Origin of the sequence: Trichlorobacter thiogenes (assembly GCF_900167465.1) — a bacterium.
GTDB classification, from domain to species: Bacteria; Desulfobacterota; Desulfuromonadia; order Geobacterales; family Pseudopelobacteraceae; genus Trichlorobacter; species Trichlorobacter thiogenes.
In genome coordinates this window covers 85106-103370 of sequence record NZ_FUWR01000009.1, presented here as the reverse complement: position 1 = coordinate 103370, position 18265 = coordinate 85106, and the positions used below count along the sequence as shown (strand labels likewise).

The 18265-nt window shown below is 54.6% G+C and carries 8 protein-coding genes; all 8 read left to right on the top strand.

Annotation, left to right across the window (positions count from 1 at the left end; genetic code table 11):
* The first annotated feature begins 83 nt into the window (after positions 1-83).
* A complete protein-coding gene (locus B5D39_RS09395; protein WP_078790208.1) occupies positions 84-2393 on the top strand; it encodes a secretin N-terminal domain-containing protein in 2310 nt (769 codons plus the stop codon).
* Positions 2393-2881, top strand: coding sequence for a type II secretion system protein (locus tag B5D39_RS09390; protein WP_078790207.1), 489 nt, complete (start codon positions 2393-2395; stop codon positions 2879-2881). The genes B5D39_RS09395 and B5D39_RS09390 overlap by 1 nt, the downstream gene beginning before the upstream one ends.
* A gap of 106 nt (positions 2882-2987) precedes the next feature.
* On the top strand, positions 2988-3440 hold the full coding sequence (locus B5D39_RS09385) for a type IV pilin protein (protein WP_078790206.1): 453 nt from the start codon (positions 2988-2990) through the stop codon (positions 3438-3440).
* Between the two features lie 68 nt (positions 3441-3508).
* Positions 3509-4393 carry an IPT/TIG domain-containing protein gene (locus B5D39_RS09380; RefSeq protein WP_161947467.1) on the top strand — a complete coding sequence of 295 codons (885 nt, stop codon included), beginning with the start codon at positions 3509-3511 and terminating at the stop codon, positions 4391-4393.
* Positions 4394-4611: 218 nt separating this feature from the next.
* Complete coding sequence (locus tag B5D39_RS09375; protein ID WP_078790204.1) at positions 4612-6993, top strand: InlB B-repeat-containing protein; 2382 nt, start codon at positions 4612-4614, stop codon at positions 6991-6993.
* Between the two features lie 24 nt (positions 6994-7017).
* Positions 7018-9837, top strand: coding sequence for a M6 family metalloprotease domain-containing protein (locus B5D39_RS09370; protein ID WP_078790203.1), 2820 nt, complete (start codon positions 7018-7020; stop codon positions 9835-9837).
* A 222-nt stretch (positions 9838-10059) separates the two neighbouring features.
* Positions 10060-13470 carry an IPT/TIG domain-containing protein gene (locus B5D39_RS09365; RefSeq protein WP_078790202.1) on the top strand — a complete coding sequence of 1137 codons (3411 nt, stop codon included), beginning with the start codon at positions 10060-10062 and terminating at the stop codon, positions 13468-13470.
* 105 nt (positions 13471-13575) lie between these two features.
* Positions 13576-18264 carry an IPT/TIG domain-containing protein gene (locus B5D39_RS09360; RefSeq protein WP_078790201.1) on the top strand — a complete coding sequence of 1563 codons (4689 nt, stop codon included), beginning with the start codon at positions 13576-13578 and terminating at the stop codon, positions 18262-18264.
* Position 18265 lies beyond the last annotated feature (1 nt).

Below are 18265 nucleotides of genomic sequence, written 5' to 3'. Positions count from 1 at the left end.
AGGCAAAGAGCAAGGCTAGAGGCTGAAGGCTGAAAGCTGAAAGCGAAAGGCAGGAAGATGAAGTTTTTATTTGTGGAGATGATATGACCAGACCACTGTATATAGGCATTGTATTCATCACCCTTGTAGCACTTTCCGGCTGTTCTGCCGCCCGAAAGAACTACAATCAGGGCAAAGACCTGGAAGAACAGGGTAAGCTGGAAGAGGCGATGTTCCGCTACGCAGAGGCGGTCAAACATGCCCCGAATGAATCAGAATACCGGGTTAAATTCCTAAACACCCGCATGGCTGCGGCCAGGGGGCGTGAGCAAGAGGGGGATGCTCTGGTGAAGGCAGGCAATTATGCCGGTGCCGTAACCGCCTACCAAACCGCTGCCGGCCTTGATGGAAGCCAGCCCCGCCTTGTCCAGAAGGGTGCCAACGCCATTCGGTTACGGGATGCAGCTGCCGCTTATCAGGAGGGACAGGCACTGGAAAAAGGCAACAAGCTACGGGAAGCAGCCACGGCCTATGGACGAGCCCTGGATCTGGCCCCGGAAAACAAAGAGTATACCACTGCAGCATTGCGGATAGCCGGGCTGCGCAAATCAAAGCTTGACGGGTTTGAACTGCAACTAAAATCAAAGCAACCGATCACCCTGCGTTTCCGCGAGACACGCCTGAAGGATATCTTTTCGGTGGTTTCCCAACTTTCCGGTATCAACTTTATCTTTGACCCGGATGTAAAAGACCAGAGCGTCACCATTACCCTTGAAAATGCCACCTTCCAGCAGGCAACCGACCTGCTGACCGGCATGTACAAACTGGGGCACAAGGTACTGAACGAAAGCACCATCTTGATCTATCCTCAGAGTGCAGAGAAGACCAAGCAATACCAGGATATGCAGCTACGCACCTTCCACCTGAACTACCTGGAGGCAAAGAAGGCGGCCAACCTGATCAGGACCATGCTGCAGGTACGCAAGCTCTACATCAATGAGGATGCCAACGCACTGGTGGTACGGGATACCCGTGATGTCAATGATGTGATTGAGAAGATCCTGGAGGCCAATGACCAGCCAGAGGCAGAGGTGGTGCTGGATGTCGAGGTAATCGAGATCAGCGACAAAAACGCTCTGAACTTCGGGCTGCTGTTAAGCGATTACAATGTTCAACTGGGGGCGTTTAAAGGCGGTAAACTGTTGGCTACCACTTTGAAGGACACAACAACAACCTCAACAACTTCAGACACCATCACGACAACTACTAACGCCGGTATTGACAACCTGGTGCGGGCCTTCAGAATGGGGCCATTTGGCGGCTATGTCACTGTGCCTAATGCCCAGTACAACTTTGGCAAGACCCTGGCCAACGGCGAGGTGTTATCCAATCCCAAGTTACGGGTTAAAAATAAGGAAAAGGCCAAGTTTAATGTGGGCACCAGGGTACCGATCACCACCACCACCATGGCCACCACGGGGACTACCTCGCAGGTCAATGTGCAGTACGTGGATGTGGGGGTCAAGGTCAATGCAGAACCGACCATTCAACTGAACAACGAGGTCTCCATCAAACTGGGGCTTGAGGTCAGTTCCATTATCTCCCGCGAGACCGTAGGGGGCAAAGACAGTGCCACCACGGTGGTCACCATCGGTACCCGTAACCTGGATACCGTCTTAAGCCTGAAAGATGGCGAGACCAGCGTAATTGGCGGCCTGATTGCCAACACCAAGAGCGACAGCAAGCAGAAGATCTTTATCTTGGGGGACATCCCGCTTATCGGACCACTGCTGTCAAACACCAAGACCGACAATGACAAGACCGAGCTGATTTTGGCCATTACCCCGCGTCTGGTCAGGGGGGTGACGGTCCAATCCCGCAAGGTAACCTCCTTTATCTCCGGCAAGGAAGATGACCCATCGGTTACACCACCCTATGCCTCCTTTGAGCAGGAGCCTGAATACGCAGCACCTGCAGTTCCACCAGTGATGGCTCCGCCTGTCCCGGCAATTAAACCGCAACCGCCACAACCGTCAAACAGACTGGCACCGCTGCCCGCACCGCCAGTAAAAGCTGCACCCGCGCCCCCGCAGCAACTTGCAGCGCCGGTACCATCGCCAGTAGATGCAACGAAATCAGCATCGCCCAATCAAGGGCAGCAACCTCCACCAATCAGAAAGCCCAACGGTGTCTTTAAAATGGCTCCCCCTGTCCTGCAGCAGCAAAACGTTCCTGCTCCGCCCCAGGCAGTGCCAAAACCGCTGCCACCACAACCAGTGGCAGTTACTCCCGTACCGGTTCCATTGCCGATACCGCCAGTGCCTGAGCCACCTCAACCGCCACCCGTGGTAGAGTCTGACCCGGCATCAGAGACAACACCGCCACCGGAATCTGCTGTAATAACGGATCCGTGATGAACCGTTTGACCACCAAAGGGGTTACCCTGGTTGAGCTGATTATAGCCGTTACCTTGTTGGCATTACTGGCATCTGCAATACTGCCGTTTGGCCGTATGACAGCAAAACGCACTAAAGAAATTGAACTGCGTCGTAACCTGCGAACTATCCGGCTGGCCATAGATGACTACAAGAAGGCCTATGACAAGGCAGTTGAGCAGAAAAAAATCATTGTCACACTGCAGGCATCAGGATACCCGAAGACATTGGAACTGTTGGTTGAGGGCGAGGATTTTGGCGGCCTGTATGGAGCAAAGCGTAAATTTCTACGGCGCATTCCACCTGATCCGATGAATCCTGCAAAACCGGGACAACCGCCGCAATGGGGAATGCGATCCTACGTAGATCAACCCGACGCAACCAGTTGGGGCAAAGAAGACGTGTTTGATGTCTATTCACTGAGCGATGAGGTAGCCATTGACGGCAGCAACTATAAAGACTGGTAATTCCGATTCCATTTCAAGGCGCAATCTTCGTTGGCTCGTCATTGGCTCCTCGACGTACTACGTGTACGCCTACGTCGCCAAATTCCTCGCCACCTTGCTATCATCCTTGAACTGGAATCGGAATAACGCCATTAAGAGCAGAAACGGGTTTACCCTGATTGAGCTGATGATCGTCATGACCATTGTTGGCATTCTGGTGGCCATTGCCGTCCCCAATTACCAATGGGCCTTAATCCGTGCCCGTGAAGCGGTTTTGCAGGAAAATCTCTACGGCATCCGTTCGGCCATTGACCAATATTACGCAGACCAAGGCAAATACCCCGACAAACTGGAAGACCTGTCAGAACGTAAATACCTGCGTGGCATTCCCACAGACCCCTTTACCAAAAAGAACGACACCTGGGTGACACTACCGCCACCTGCAGAAAAACCACCGGAAAGCAGTGGCAGCAATCCCCAGCCGGCAGGTGCGATCCCGCTGCCCAAGGGCAATGTCTATGATGTGCAAAGCGGTTCAGAATTGGTGGGAAGTAACGGAGTTCCGTATAAGGAATGGTGAAAAGCAAGGATGAAGGCGGAAGGCAGAAGGCTGGAGGCGGAAGGCTGAAGGCAGAAGGAGCACTCGTTATGTCAAGACAGATAGTATATCATCTGCAACTTTTGATCTGCTTTATCCTGTCCGGGGTAGCTGCACAGGCCGCCCCCCTGCCCACCCAGAACAAGCAAGCATCCGCCCCGGTTGTATTCAGCATCGTTCCGGCACAGGCAGAGCCTGGTGCCCAGGTGGTTCTTGCAGTCAGCAGCATACATGACGGGCTGAAACTAACTCTGGGTGGAGATCCTCTAACCTGGCGGGCACTGAATAATCGCCGAATCGCGTTTGACATCCCCCCTGAAGCTGCACCCGGCCAATACTCACTCATGGTAACCGCACAGGATGGTGTTAGCCGCACCTATGTCTTTACCGTCCTACCGCTTAAACCGGTGGCTATCAACATTGATCCAGACCGGGTCACTTCCTGCACCAGCGGTTCAGCCCGCGAAGTAACCATACACGGCCGCAACTTCAACGCCTCATCGCAATTATTGTTTGATGGCGCCATTATCCGCAGTAGCGTTTCCCCCCCGGATACCATCAAATTTACTGCTCCAACAGTACGCGATGGATTGCATCAGGTAGCGGTCAAGAACGGCGACATGACCAGCACACCGCTGGGGCTTTCCATTATTAACACCCCAGACATAACCTCAATCACCATCGGCAACGACCATGTCAACAGCTACGAGCTGATCATTGAAGGAGATAACTTCCTGCAGACCAGCACGGCTATGGTTAATGGTGTCAGAGTTGACTCAGGCAACGGCCCGCAACCGGAACGTTTACTATATCAAGACTGCACCAGAATGATCTACGAACGCCACCCCTACTCTCCCGCCCCAAAAGAGCTGCGCATACAGGTGGTAAATCCCGGCGGCGCAACCAGCCGGACGGTTATGGTGACAGCGCCGTAATGTTTTGAAACATACGTTGATGGTCTTGGTCGCTTGACGGCCAATTAAAATCTGATAATCTGCTTAAACACACTCTACCCAGTGCTGATTGGTCAGATAATTCCTTTAAATCCAAAAAAGACTCAAATATCTCCCCCCTTATGGGAGGGAAGGCTAATACAAAAAAACCAACCGGACAACGTTGACAATTAGAATCTATATATAAGAAAGGAAGTCTGATGATTTCTCAATCCAGCTCAAGAAACATCATGTTACGGCTAGCTGCTGGCATCATTTCATCACTTGTTTTTGCTGCAACAACGGTTACAGCCCCCGCATATGCGCTTGAAACCATTGTAAGAACAAAAACAGTACAGTCTGGCAAACACTACACTGTTAAGGCTGTCACTTTATCCAGTGGAACAGTGCTTGAGCAGGCCACTATCAATGGTCCACCAAAGCCGCCGGTCGGATTTGAGGTACAACGCCAGTCGGTATCTCTCCCGACCGCCGAAACAGCATCGGCCAGTAGTAGCCTGACCGTACCGACCTATAGTTGGGTCTTTGGCTGTTCTGCGGTTTCCGGAGCCATGATTGCAGGATATTATGATCGTAACGGTTACCCCAATATCTATACCGGTCCCACCGAGAGCGGTGTCATGCCGTTAACGAATGCCTCATGGCCAACCTGGTCTGATGGAGTAGACCTGTACCCCAACAATCCACTTATTGCCTCCAAAGATGGTGTTGATGGCAGAAGCAGTAAAGGTTCTATAGACGATTATTGGGTGGAATATGATAGCAGTACCAGTGACCCTTACATAACCGGAAGTTGGACCCAACATACCTGGGGCACAGCAATCGGCGATTACATGAAAACAAGCCAGTCAGCATATGGAAATACTGACGGCTCGACCAAATTTTATAACTATAGTGATGCAACTCAGCTAACCTGCAGTGCAATGGCAAGTGGTGGATATGATGACGGCACACTGGGCAGAAAACTCTTTTATGAGGCCCGAGGTTATACGGTTACTGACTGCTACAACAAAAAAACAGACAACGCGGTCACTGGCGGATTTTCCTTCTCCCAATTTAAATCTGAAATTGACGCAGGGCATCCGGTTTTACTTAACCTTGCCGGGCACTCGATAGTTGGCGTCGGCTATGACGAAAGCACAAATCCCGCAACCATCTACATTCATGACACGTGGGACTATAATACTCACACCATGCCGTGGGGCGGTAGTTATACCGATATGGCGTTGCAGTCTGTCAGCATTGTAAACCTCGCCGTGCCTTTTACCGGCAGTGCTCTGCTGACTGTTTCCAAAACCGGAAACGGGACAGTTATCTCTTCACCTGCTGGCATTTCTTGTGGTGGAACATGTTCGTATACCTTTGGCACTCCACAAACTGTCGTATTAACAGCAACAGCAGACTCCGGCTCCATCTTTACCGGCTGGTCCGGCGGCGGATGCAGCGGCACCGGGACCTGTACCGTAACTCTGTCAAATGACACGGCTGTAACGGCAACATTTGCGCTTGCTACTACTCTATTTTCTGAAAATTTTGATGGTGTGACATCCCCAGCACTGCCAACAGGCTGGGCTTCCAGCATCGTAACAACCAGTGGAGCATGGGCGACAAATACCGGAACCGTTCATCCTTCAGGTATTGCAGCCCACAGCCCTTCAAAACTGGTTTACTTCAACTCCTTTACAGTCGCTTCGGGCTATGCCGCAGCGCTTGCCTCACCTGCTTTTTCTCTGGCAGACAGTTCCAGCAACACCGCTTCTTTCTGGATGTACCGAGATTCAACGGAATATACAGATGAAGGAGTAACAAACGACGACCGTGTAGAAGTTTATGTTAATACAGCGGCCAATTTAAGTGGCGCAACGTTGCTTGGCACTGTCAATCGATTAACAAGCCTGTCACCCACTGTTGCCAACGCTGGCTGGTATAGCTACTCTTTTGCTATTCCCGGCACCTTTACCGGCACGACAAACCACCTTATTTTTAAAGGTATCAGCGGGTATGGCAATGACATCCACATTGATGACATCAGCATAGTGGGTGTCGCTTCCAACAAAACTCTAACGGTGCTGTTTCCCGGTACCGGTAGTGGTTCTATCATCTCCACCAGTGGTCCAAACCCGGCCCTTAACTGTTCTGCCCCGCCCTGTTCAGCAAGCTTGGCGTCTGGAACAGCTGTTACCCTGCAAAGAAGCAGCACATCACTCGGCTCTACGTTTGCCGGATGGTCCGGCTGTGACTCTCAAAGTGGCGACAACTGTTCTCTAACGATGACAGCAGATAAAACAGCCAATGCGACCTTCACGCTCTTGCAGTATCTTAAGAATATGGAATCAGGCAACTATTATGGCACTCTGCAATCAGCATTAGACGCTGCTGACCCAGGTCAAACCATACGGGCACTTGCAATACAGATGCTTGACCCTGCAGGTGTAAACTTTAATACTTTGACATCGAGCGTTATCGTCAAAGGCGGCTTTTCCACATTGTCTGACATATCTCCAACAGGATACACCAGTGTAACAGGGCCGTTCCAGGTCAGCAGCGGCAGCCTGACAGTGGAAAATCTGATAATTAAATAGAATCCAACATAGAGGAGTACGTTAATGCTTAACAGAATTCTCATTTTCTTCATCTGTATCAGTCTTTTCGCTACGCAACTGCATGCCGGACCGGCATCACCGGACCTGATTGAGGTAACGCAACCGGATGGTAGCAGTTTCAAAATCCGTAAACACGGAGATGAGTTCCAGAACTGGACTGAAACCGAAACAGGCCACACTGTTCTAAAAAATCTAAAAACAAAAGAATGGGAATATGCAGTAAAAAATTCTGATGGGTCACTTGGCCTCTCAGGACAAAAGGTATCACCACAACAAAAAGCTCCTACTGATCTACCCAAACATTTAAAACCACAAAGAAACACTGAAGCGGAGAAGCTGCTCTCAGAGCACATCAGAAATACCTACCAGCAACGTCTCAATCAAACATCTGCAACACCCAGCACAGGAGTTTCCACCGGAGCAGGCGACTGGGTTCCAGTCCCGGTTTCAGGAAATCGAAACCTCCTGATTGTTTTGGTTAACTTTGCAGACCGCACCATGACAACAACAACTCCGGCAAGTTGGAGCGCTAAAATTTTTGATACAGCCGCTGGCGCTAAATCAGTAGCAAAATATTTTAAAGACAACTCATTCAGCACTCTCAACGTTCTACCGGCAGCTCATACTCAATCCGCAACGCCTGGTGTTGTCAGTGTCACCATTGCCGACAACCATCCTAACTCAGGTAAAAGTTTCGATTATACTTCAGAGACTACTGTCCTCAACCATGCCTTGGCACAAGCTGCCAGCTACGTAAATTTCCCCTCATTCGATACCAATAATAACGGCACCCTTGAGCAATCAGAACTTTCCATTTATTTTATTTACGCAGGATATGAAGACTCTGGCAGCGACAAAACACCAAAAATCTGGGCACATGCTTGGGGGGGCTACAGTGTTCTTGCCAGCGGCAAATACGTCACCCGCTGGGCTATTAACGGCGAGCTTAACAATGCAGATGTTCAGCATCCGATGGGAGTTATTGCTCACGAACTGGGCCACGCTCTGTGCGGACTACCAGACCTGTATGATACATCAGACACCAACGGTGGCATGGGCCATTTTTCTCTTATGGCAGGTGGCAGTTGGGGAGCAGATATCGGAGAGTATGGTGGTGTAACACCGACAGCGTTAGACGCCTGGACACGGGAATATCTTGGCTGGGCAACACCAATCACCCCAACAACGTCCGGGGCACTGTCATTAGCCCACCCCCTTTCCTCGCAGAGCGCGGTCTATAAATTTGTATCACCACTCATCAGCAGCTCTGAATATTTTCTGGTGGAAAACCGTCAACCAACCGGCTGGGATCTTGGGCTTCGTGGTTATCTAGGCTCAGGGTGGCTGGGAGGACTGCTTATCACCCATATTGACATTACATCCGGCACAGCTGGCAGCAATGACATTAACAGTTACACGGCAAACAACGTTGCAGGTGGCGGCCACCAGGGGGTTGTGCCGGTACAGGCCAGTACCGCAAGCTGTAATATGCTGACTACATTAAGCCGCGGCTGCAGCACTACATTTTATTATTCCGGCAACAATGCCAGTTGGGGGCCAAGCACCACACCAAACTCTAACTACTACAGTAGCGCTGCCACCAACTTCAGCCTGACCGGCATTTCAGCCCAGGCCGCCACCATGACCGGCAGTTTTTCCTTTACTCCTCCTGTTACCAAGACCCTGACTGTTTCCAAAAGCGGCACCGGCAGTGGCACGGTCAGTTCCTCGCCAGCAGGGATCTCTTGCGGCAGCACCTGCTCGGCAAACTTCCTGCAAAATGAAAACGTAACCCTGACTGCTGCCGGTGATGCCGGCTCCATCTTCACCGGCTGGTCCGGCGGTAATTGTTCCGGCACCGGAACCTGCACCGTAAGTCTGGCAGATGACACGGCTGTGACGGCAACATTTGTAACAACGACCCTTGGTGAGGCACTGAATATCCCCGGCATAACCGTAACAACTTCGGGTAATGCCAACTGGTTCCCCGAATCATCAACCTCCCATGATGGCAGCAGCGCTGCACAAAGTGGCGATATCAACGACAACCAAACATCTTCAATGCAATTTACCGTACACGGACCAGGAACGCTGAGTTTCTGGTGGAAAGCTTCTTCAGAAAGCGGATTCGATTATTTAAAATTCTATATTGATGGAGTAGCCCAGGGCAGCGGCATTAGCGGCACCGTAGACTGGACTCCAGTTTCAGGCATCACTATCCCCACAGGTACCCATACCCTGAGTTGGATCTATTCAAAAGATGGTTCTATGAGCAGCGGATCTGACGCCGGCTGGGTGGACCAGATCTTTATGGAGCAGACACTTGATGTGTTTATCCAAGGAGCGGGAAGCGGTACTGTCCTCATGAACCCTTATTCAATCAACTGTTCAACAAGCGGCGGATGTGCCACCAACTATAATCTGGGGACACTGGTAACCCTTATCGCTACACCGTCAGGTTCATCAACCTTCGGCGGATGGAACGGCTGTACAACACCATCCGGCACAACCTGTAACCTTATCATGGACGAGCGCAAGTCTGTCACCGCAACGTTTAATGCACCCCACAAGGTAAAAATTTATAACGGCGCAAGCTATGAAACAATCAGTGACGGTTATGAGGCTGCAAACAGTGGTGATGTTATTATGTTGGCACAGGATACGTTTGCTAGTGACCTTATCTTGAACATAAATAAAGCGGTTACCTTATCCGGCGGATGGTATCCAGATTTCCATGGCACAACCGGTTTATACAGCGACCTGCAGGGCATACTGACCGTTGCGAACGGCAGCCTGACGGTGGAAAATCTGATCATAAAATAATCAGCCATCCCTGCCTAAACGACATGAGGCGTTGGTTGTCCAAGTGACACCAACGCCTCAAAATGGCGTACATTCCCACACCAAGGGCCATTGCACCACACCTCCCCCCTACCACTTGACAAACCTCCTTACAGCGATATGATTCCATTAATCGTTAGTAACAACCAATAGAATATCACACCCCTAGCCTACCGGTGCCACTTCAGGCAAGAGGAGGCGGCCATGTCACGTCATCTCACACGGTGTACCGTCGTCCTGGCAATTTTTGTTACCTTCTGTCTGCAGCTAGCCAACAGTCGTGCCTTGGCTGATGCCCCTCCGATCTACCCTTACGCCGCCACCGCTTCGGTCAGTTACAGCGGAAGCCAGCCCGGCCGGATCTACATCCAGGCCCAGGGCGGCAGCGGCAGCAACCGCCCCAACCTGCAGAACCTGGGTGTCAGCATCGCCGCACCAGGCAGCTTCACCCTGCGGGGGCTGCAGCCCGGTACTTACTACCTGCGGGCCTTCCGGGATGTCAGCGGAACCGGCATCCGTCATGCCAACGACCCGGTATCGGCCAGTTACACCAGTAGCAGCAGCGGCCTACGGGTAGATATTGCCGCCAACGGTACAGCCAGCTACCCCGGCGGCACCACCCTTGCCATCAGCGACCCCAGCCTGGTCAGTCTTGAGCGCCCCACCTTCGTGACCACAAATCCGGCACTGCGCCCCGTCACCGACAACAACCTGACCCTGCTCCGGTGGAACGTTCAGACCTCACTGACCACCGGCCTGGTCGTGCCCACCAGCTATCTGATCGAGTGGAGCACAGATGGTGGTGGAACCATCACGGGCAGCAAAACCATTCCGGCCAGCGACGGGGGCCGTTGGCTACACACTACTACCAGCACGTACTGGTACCGGATCACCGCCCAGTTAAGCGGCAGCACGCAAGCATCCGACTGGGTGCAGGCCCAGAACCAGAGCTACATACGCAGCATCACCGGCACAGTCAGCTACAGTGGTTATGATGAAGATACCAGCCAGGAACCGTTGGGCACGCTCTACGTGGCCGCCATACCGCTTGACCCCAATCTCCCTCCCCACATTACGGCCATCACCAACCCGACCGCCAACGCACAGGCTTTTACTATCAAAGATGTGGCCGACTACGCCAGCTACCGCATCTATGCCTTCATGGATATCAATAGGATTCCATCCGGCGATGACTATATCAGCGCACCCAACGGCATCGACGATGCCGGCGACCTGCGGATGGCCGACGAGAGCGTGGTGACCGTGACGGTCAACAACAACTCGCCTGACGCCGGTACCCTACCCTTACGCACCGGCAACGCCGCCCTCAGCGTGGCCACCACCCACAGCCTGTACGGCGAGCCCGGCGCCACCTCCTCCGGTGAAAACTACGGCTACATTCTGAGCATCCATCCCAACCTGCTGGCGCCGATCAACGCCCAGGTCATTGCCGGTTCCCGCATGGATGTGCCGGCCGATCTGGGGCTGTGGTACGAGAACGGCGCCTACAGGCTGGATCTGGGTAATCTGCTGGCAGTGGACACGGGTGACAGCTATACGGTGCGGGTCTTCTATGCTTCCGGCTACAACGACCTCACCGTTACCGCTACCCGCGCGCCGCTGCAAAGCCCGCCCAAACCCACAACGCCACTGTTTGGGGTAGCCTACCCCGCCGTTGGTGAACCGACCTTCAACTGGATGCCGCCCCAAGCGCCTGGCGGCGCAAGCTGGCTCTACAACCTACAGGCCTATCCGCTCTTGACCCGCAGCCCGCTGCTGGAGGTACAAGGATTAAGCATCGGCAGCTACTCCGATCCGTTGCACGCTGACGGCTGGTCGCTGACCAGCGCCAACAGCTTCTACCTGTGGAATCCTGAGGCACAGACCAGCACCGGCGACACCATCAACTATCAGGCCATCTTCGCCGCCCACCCGACCGCGCCGGTGATCACCGGGATATGGCCGGCCTCAGTGGCAGCCGGCACAATCCTGAACATCAGCGGCTTCAACCTGGACAGCCCCACCAGTGTCACCATTGGCAGTACTGAACTGCCGGTTACAGCTTCCAGCGCCACTGGGATCACTGTCACGGTACCGACACCGTTTAACGAAACCAACAGTTACCTCTACCCCGTCGTCACCACAGCCAGCGGCTCCTTCACCTGGGGCCTTTACTACGGCGCCCCGCTGGGTAACGGAGCCGTAGTAGAAACAAAAGGGTATGTGCAGGACGCAGCAGGCACCAAACTTGCCGACGCACTGGTGGCCATGGTTGGCAATCCGTTGATTAACGACAGCACCAGAGACGCAACAAAGGATCTTGGCTATTTCAGCGTAGAGCGTTTGCCAAACAATAGCGTCTTCAGTCTGCGGATCAGCAAGACCGGCTACCAGCCCACCTATACCGAGCAGCTTACCCGAACCACCACATTTACCGCGCCTTCGCCCTACCCGCTGCTGACCTACACCCAGCTGAACAGCCTGGCCAGCGGCATGATCCCCGGTAAGGCAGCGGTGCTGCTTAAGGTTAAAAACGCCAGTGAGATCCCATTGGCCGGGGCCGTGGTCACCGTTACCAGCAGCAGCGGCACGGTCTACACCCCCCGTTATGCGGTTCTCCCCAGCAACTACACCGGCACGGTCGGCACCACCACTGAGGGCAACGGCATGGTGCTGATCCCCAACGTCAACCACGGCGACCGGCTGACCATCTACGCCGACAAGGCTGTCTGGGCATTTTCAACCATGATCGCCATTGGAGCGACCGAATCGCTGACCTATGGCGAGATTTACGGTGGACCTCAACCACCCACCATCACCTCGTTTAGCCCCGCCAGCGCAGCGGAAGGCGCGGTTGTTAACATTTACGGCGCTAACTTCAACCCGGACAACACCACCAAGGTCTATTTCAATGGGATTCTCCAAAATGAAAGAACCGTTAACAATACTTCTATAACAACCAAAGTACCTGCCGGCGCCATCAGCGGAAAGATTACCGTCACCACCGCAGGTGGCACCGCCACCAGCGCCACCGATTTCACCGTGCTGGTAGGGCTGGAGGTCACCTTCCCCGGTGAAGGCCGCGGCACCATCACCGGCAGCGGCGGCGCCACCTTCTCCTGTCCTGCTTCCTATGACGCAAAGTGGTGTGAAGACACCTTTGCCCCCTACGACAGCACCGTCACCCTCTCCGCCACACCGGATGCCTACTCCAGCTTTGTGCAATGGTCACTCAGGGGCACCAGCACCACCAGCACCAACCCCACCGGCTTTGCCGTGTTGATGAACGGCAGCAAGATGGTGGATGCCAACCTGGCTCTGCTGGCACTACTGCAAAACGTAGAAAGCGAAACCGTGTACCGAAATGACGAACCGAACCCGGTCTGGCGGGCGCTCTTTTTCGCCACCAATGCACAACCCACCATAAAGGCTGTCAGCTTGGGGACAATTCCACTGCCAGACAACGGAGTTACCTTCAACACCGGTCAATCCGTAAAACTGCTTGGGGGCTACAGTGACTTCAGGGAGGCAACTCCCGGCGGCTACACCTACCTGACCGGTCCGTTCACCATCGTCTCCGGCAGACTGGTGCTGGACCGGATTGTGATCAAGTAAGACAAAGTAGCTTGAACTTGTCAGCCAGGGTGCCACAGCTTGACAGTGCCCGATTCAGTGATACGTATACCAATTAGATACCTTCTTTGTGAGGAGGACCTTACCATGCGTAGCCTTATCAGGATTATGCTATCTTTAGCCGCAGTACTACTATTTGGCATGTTCAGCATCTGCCAGGCCGCGTCCATCTCCGGCAGTATTATCAATGGCACCGGCGCACCGATCACTGGGCGGCTCTACGTGATGCTGGAGCACACAATGTTCGGTGCCACCGGCTATGGCACCAGCTATACCGTTTCAGGGCTGGCAGCCGGAGCAACGGTGGCCTACACCGTGCGGGGTGTCAACGTAACGGGCGACTATACGGTGCGGGCCTTTCTGGATACCCGCGGCACCGGTTTCCCCTACAGTGGCTCACCGGTCGGCCAGTTAACCCCGGTAAACGTCCCTGCAAGCGACTCCACGGTAACCGGCAAGGACTTCCCGATTGGGAGCCAGGGGGCACAGACCCTTACAACAATCAACAACGTGGTAGCCCACCCGATCAATAACGGCGTGCTGGTCACCTGGGATCCTCCCCAAAACGGCTATAACTTTGAGATTGCCAACAGCTACAACATCTACTGGAACACGACCGGTAGTCCCAGTTCGTCCAACTACACCGGTAAACTTGAAAACATCGCGTCCCATAACGACGGCCATGCCTTTATCCCGTTAACCAACGGTGGCCAGTACTACTTTGCCGTTGAAGCGGTGCTGGCCGGTGCGACCGGCTCTCCCCTGCTCTCTGCATCAACACCGAAAATCACCATCGGCCCCGCAGCAGGTGAGCAGACCGTCACCGCAACCGTCAACTTTGACGCCGCCCCCTCTGGCCGACTGCTGGCACTGCTGATGAACAGCAACCATGCGCCGGTGGCCGGCACCTATATTGCCACGCCAACCCAAATCCAGACTGTTACCATCAGCGGCGTGCCCGACGGCAACTACCAGCTGTTCCTGCTGCTGGACAAGGTGGATGACAAAACCTTCAGCACCGGCGATGTGACCTATTCCGAGCTGGATTGGCGACAACCCTTATTGGCCGTAGCCGGTGCGCCGGTCAATCTGGGTAGCTACAACATGACCGTCTCCCGTGCCATAGAGTCCAGCCTGTCCACTCAAACCCTCATCAGCGGGGGGGGCACGAGCTACCGCCTCGATTTCATTTTTGCCCCACAAGAGAAGCGACCGGCCCACCTGACCATCACCTCCGGCCCCCAGATGACCGTTACCGACCTGACGATCAATTCTTGGGGCGAGTTCTGGTCATCCCACCCGATTGCCACCGTCCCTAGCGTCGGTAACACGTACGCCATCACGGTGACCTACACCGACGGCACACAGGATACGACGCTCACCAAATCAGTTTCCGACGTCATCACGGTCGGCGCCAACCAGACCTACCCGGCAGGACTGACCGCTGTGCCAAGTAGCACGCTGGATCCCTGGTTCTCCTGGAATACCCTGGCTGGCAGGCCAAACTCGCCCTACGTCTATCATGTGATGCTACAACAGGCCAACACCAGCGGCGACTACCTGTTTGAAACCATACTGCCCCCGGACCGGAACTCGGTGGAGTTCACCGGCGGTACCCTGTCGACAGGCACCACCTACAACTGGGGTATCGAGATGATCGACAGCCGCGGCAACCGCTCCACCAGCTGGACCTCCTTTACCCCCCAGGATGGTGGACCGACTATTAATAAACCCGGCGGTATGAGTGACTTCACGTTGCCCTGCGGTAACGCCACACCGCTCACCATCTACGGCACCGGATTCAGCAGCACCCCAGCCAACAACAGCATCTACCTCAACAACACCCAGTACCCGATCACCCCCACTGCAGCTGCCCCGGATGGGACCAGCCTGACCTTCCAGCTGCCCAACTGCACCACCACGCCGTCGCCCACCGGCCCAGTCATCATCAATGTAGCCGGAAAACCTTCGGTAGGTTCCCATGGCGAGTTCACCCCCACCTTTACCTACAGCGGCAGTGTGGTGGACTCCAGCAATCTCCCGCTGAGTGGTGCAACCGTTGCGCTGGACGCCACTGATCCGATCGCCACCACCCCCACAGCGGCTGATGGCAGATTCCAGCTGGTCGGCGTCCCCACCGGCAAGCTGTATCGCCTCAAGGTAACCAACAGCGGCCTGATCCCGCTGTATACCGCCTACATGCATAACACGACTGATACGCAGAGCAGCTTCCCTTACACCATGTTCGCCACTTCGTATCTGAGCACCTGGGGCAATACCGCTGGAAAGGGGATCATCCGGGCCAAGACCCGGGGTGACAACGGCGTTGAAATCAACGGCGCCACGGTCACCGCCTTCAGCAGCCGCAATAACGCGCCTTACACGGTTACCTACGGCACCAACTGTGATCAGGCAAATAGCACCACCCCCGTAAGTACCAGCATTTTCTGCGTCAAGAACGTCGAAGATAGCGACTGGGTCACGGTCACCGCTAGCAAACCAAGCGCCGGCCTGACCTTCAACAAGCGCATATTCCAGGGCAAGGCCGATGCCATAGGGCAATCAGGCCTGACCGCGCCGATCACCTTCCCGATCGCCACCTCTGGCGCAGCCATGGGCTTCTCCTTTGACGGCACCAACTACCTGGTGGGGATTGAAAATCACCTGACCAGCCCCACCAGCATCGGCGCGCAGCTGCTCAGCGGCACCGGCACCAAGGTGGGCGGGTTGATTAGCACCGGCCGTACCGGTATTGCTACGGCAACAGCCTTTGACGGTGACAACCACCTGCTGATCTGGGAGGATAATGAGGGTGGTACGGTGACAGGACAGTATGGTTACAGGATTTACGGCCAGCGGATCAACCGGGCCGGCGCCACGGTAGGCAGCCCCTTCAATATCTCTTCGCCTACCAATCCTGACCTGCTTGGCGCCCTGTTTGACGGCAACAAGACCATGGCCTTCGGTGGCGGCAAGTTTCTGGTCACCTACACCTATCTGCTCAACCCGGCGCTGGGCGATACCGCGACCAACCGTGCAATTGCTGGCCGAATCGTCAACCCTGACGGCAGCGTAAACACCCTGCCTGGTCGCATCAGCACCGGCTATGGCAAGGCCAGCGATGTGGCCTTTGACGGCACCAACTTCTTTGTGGTCTGGCAGGATGGTGAATCCGGCAATGAGATTCACGGTCGTCTGGTAAGCCCGGCCGGTGGGCTGATGGGGACGGAGGTGGTGGTAAACGCCAGTGCCGCCCCCAGCGACAACCCAAAATCGGTGGTCTTTGACGGCACCAACTATATGGTGGTCTGGAGTGATGAGGTTGGTGGTATGGGTACAGGAACCTGGGATGTGCTGGGTCAGCGGGTCAACACCAGTGGGACACTGGTTGGACCCACCCCGATCACCATTACCAGCGAAACCGGCGCCCAGATCGCCTCCAGCGTCTCCTTCGATGGCACCAACTACCTGGTCACCTGGATGGACATGACCAACCCGGATAATTGGGACGTCTTTGGCCAGTTTGTGGCAAAAGACACCGGTGCACTCAGCGGCACCAAGGTGACAATCTATCAAAACAGCGGCAACCAAATGGGTGGTGCAGGCTTTGTCAACGGCAAATACCTGGCCCTGATCAACACGGGTGTCGTCATGGGCGAGGGCGGCATCACCCAGGTAGAAGGGGTCAACGGGTTCTTCAGGCCGCCCCTGACACCGCTGCCATCAACACCGACCATCAGTTCGTTCAACCCTGCCAGCGGAACCCCTGGCAGTACGACGGTGACCATCAACGGCACCAACTTTGTCAACGGCGCCACCACAGTCTCCTTCAACGGCGTGGTCAGCACGGCGATCACCTTTGTCAGTGCAAGCCAGATCACTGTCACGGTCCCCACCGGGGCCACCACCGGCACCATCACCGTCACCACCTCCGGTGGCAGCGTGACCAGCGGATCGCCCTTTACGACGACACTACCACCGACCATCAGCTCATTCACCCCCAATTACGGTAGTGTTGGCGACCAGATCGTCATCACCGGCACCAACTTCATAAATGTGCAGTCGGTCAGTATCGCTACGGTGAATGCCCCGGTCTATACCGTCAACAGCCCCACCCAGATTACGGCCACCGTACCGGCCGGGGTAATCAGCGGGACGATCAGCGTTACCACCACGGCCGGTACCGCTACAAGCGTTGCTGCCTATGCAATCAAGCACACCCTGACGGTAAGCAAGACAGGCTCCGGTGCTGGCAACGTTACCGCATACACTCAGATACCCTCTGCCACGGTCTCATGCACGATTTTCCCCTGCCTCGTGCCGGCAGCCTTTGGCACACAGGTGACACTGGTACCGCTGGCAACGACCGGATCCAGCTTTGGTGGTTGGACCGATGCCGCTGTTTGCTCCAGCACCTCTGACAATACCTGTTATGTCGATATTGATAATGACAAATCAATCACTGCCACCTTCTCACTACTGCCATTCAGGGTTAACAACCACTATTTCAGCATCCTGGGAAACAGTACAGACAGCGGTGCATTTAACTTCGTACAGGCACTTGAGGGATACGACAATATAATCTACACCGATGACGACGGGCCGTTTGACTCCGTCGGCCCCACCTATGACAAAAATGGCCTAACGGCAAAGCTTCTGGGTGGCTATACCGATATCATCAACCTTATCAGATCGGCATCGGCATTGACCCCGATCAAAGCGCCGCTAACTATCAAAAAAGGCACTCTGGTCCTGGACCGTATCATCGTTAAATAGC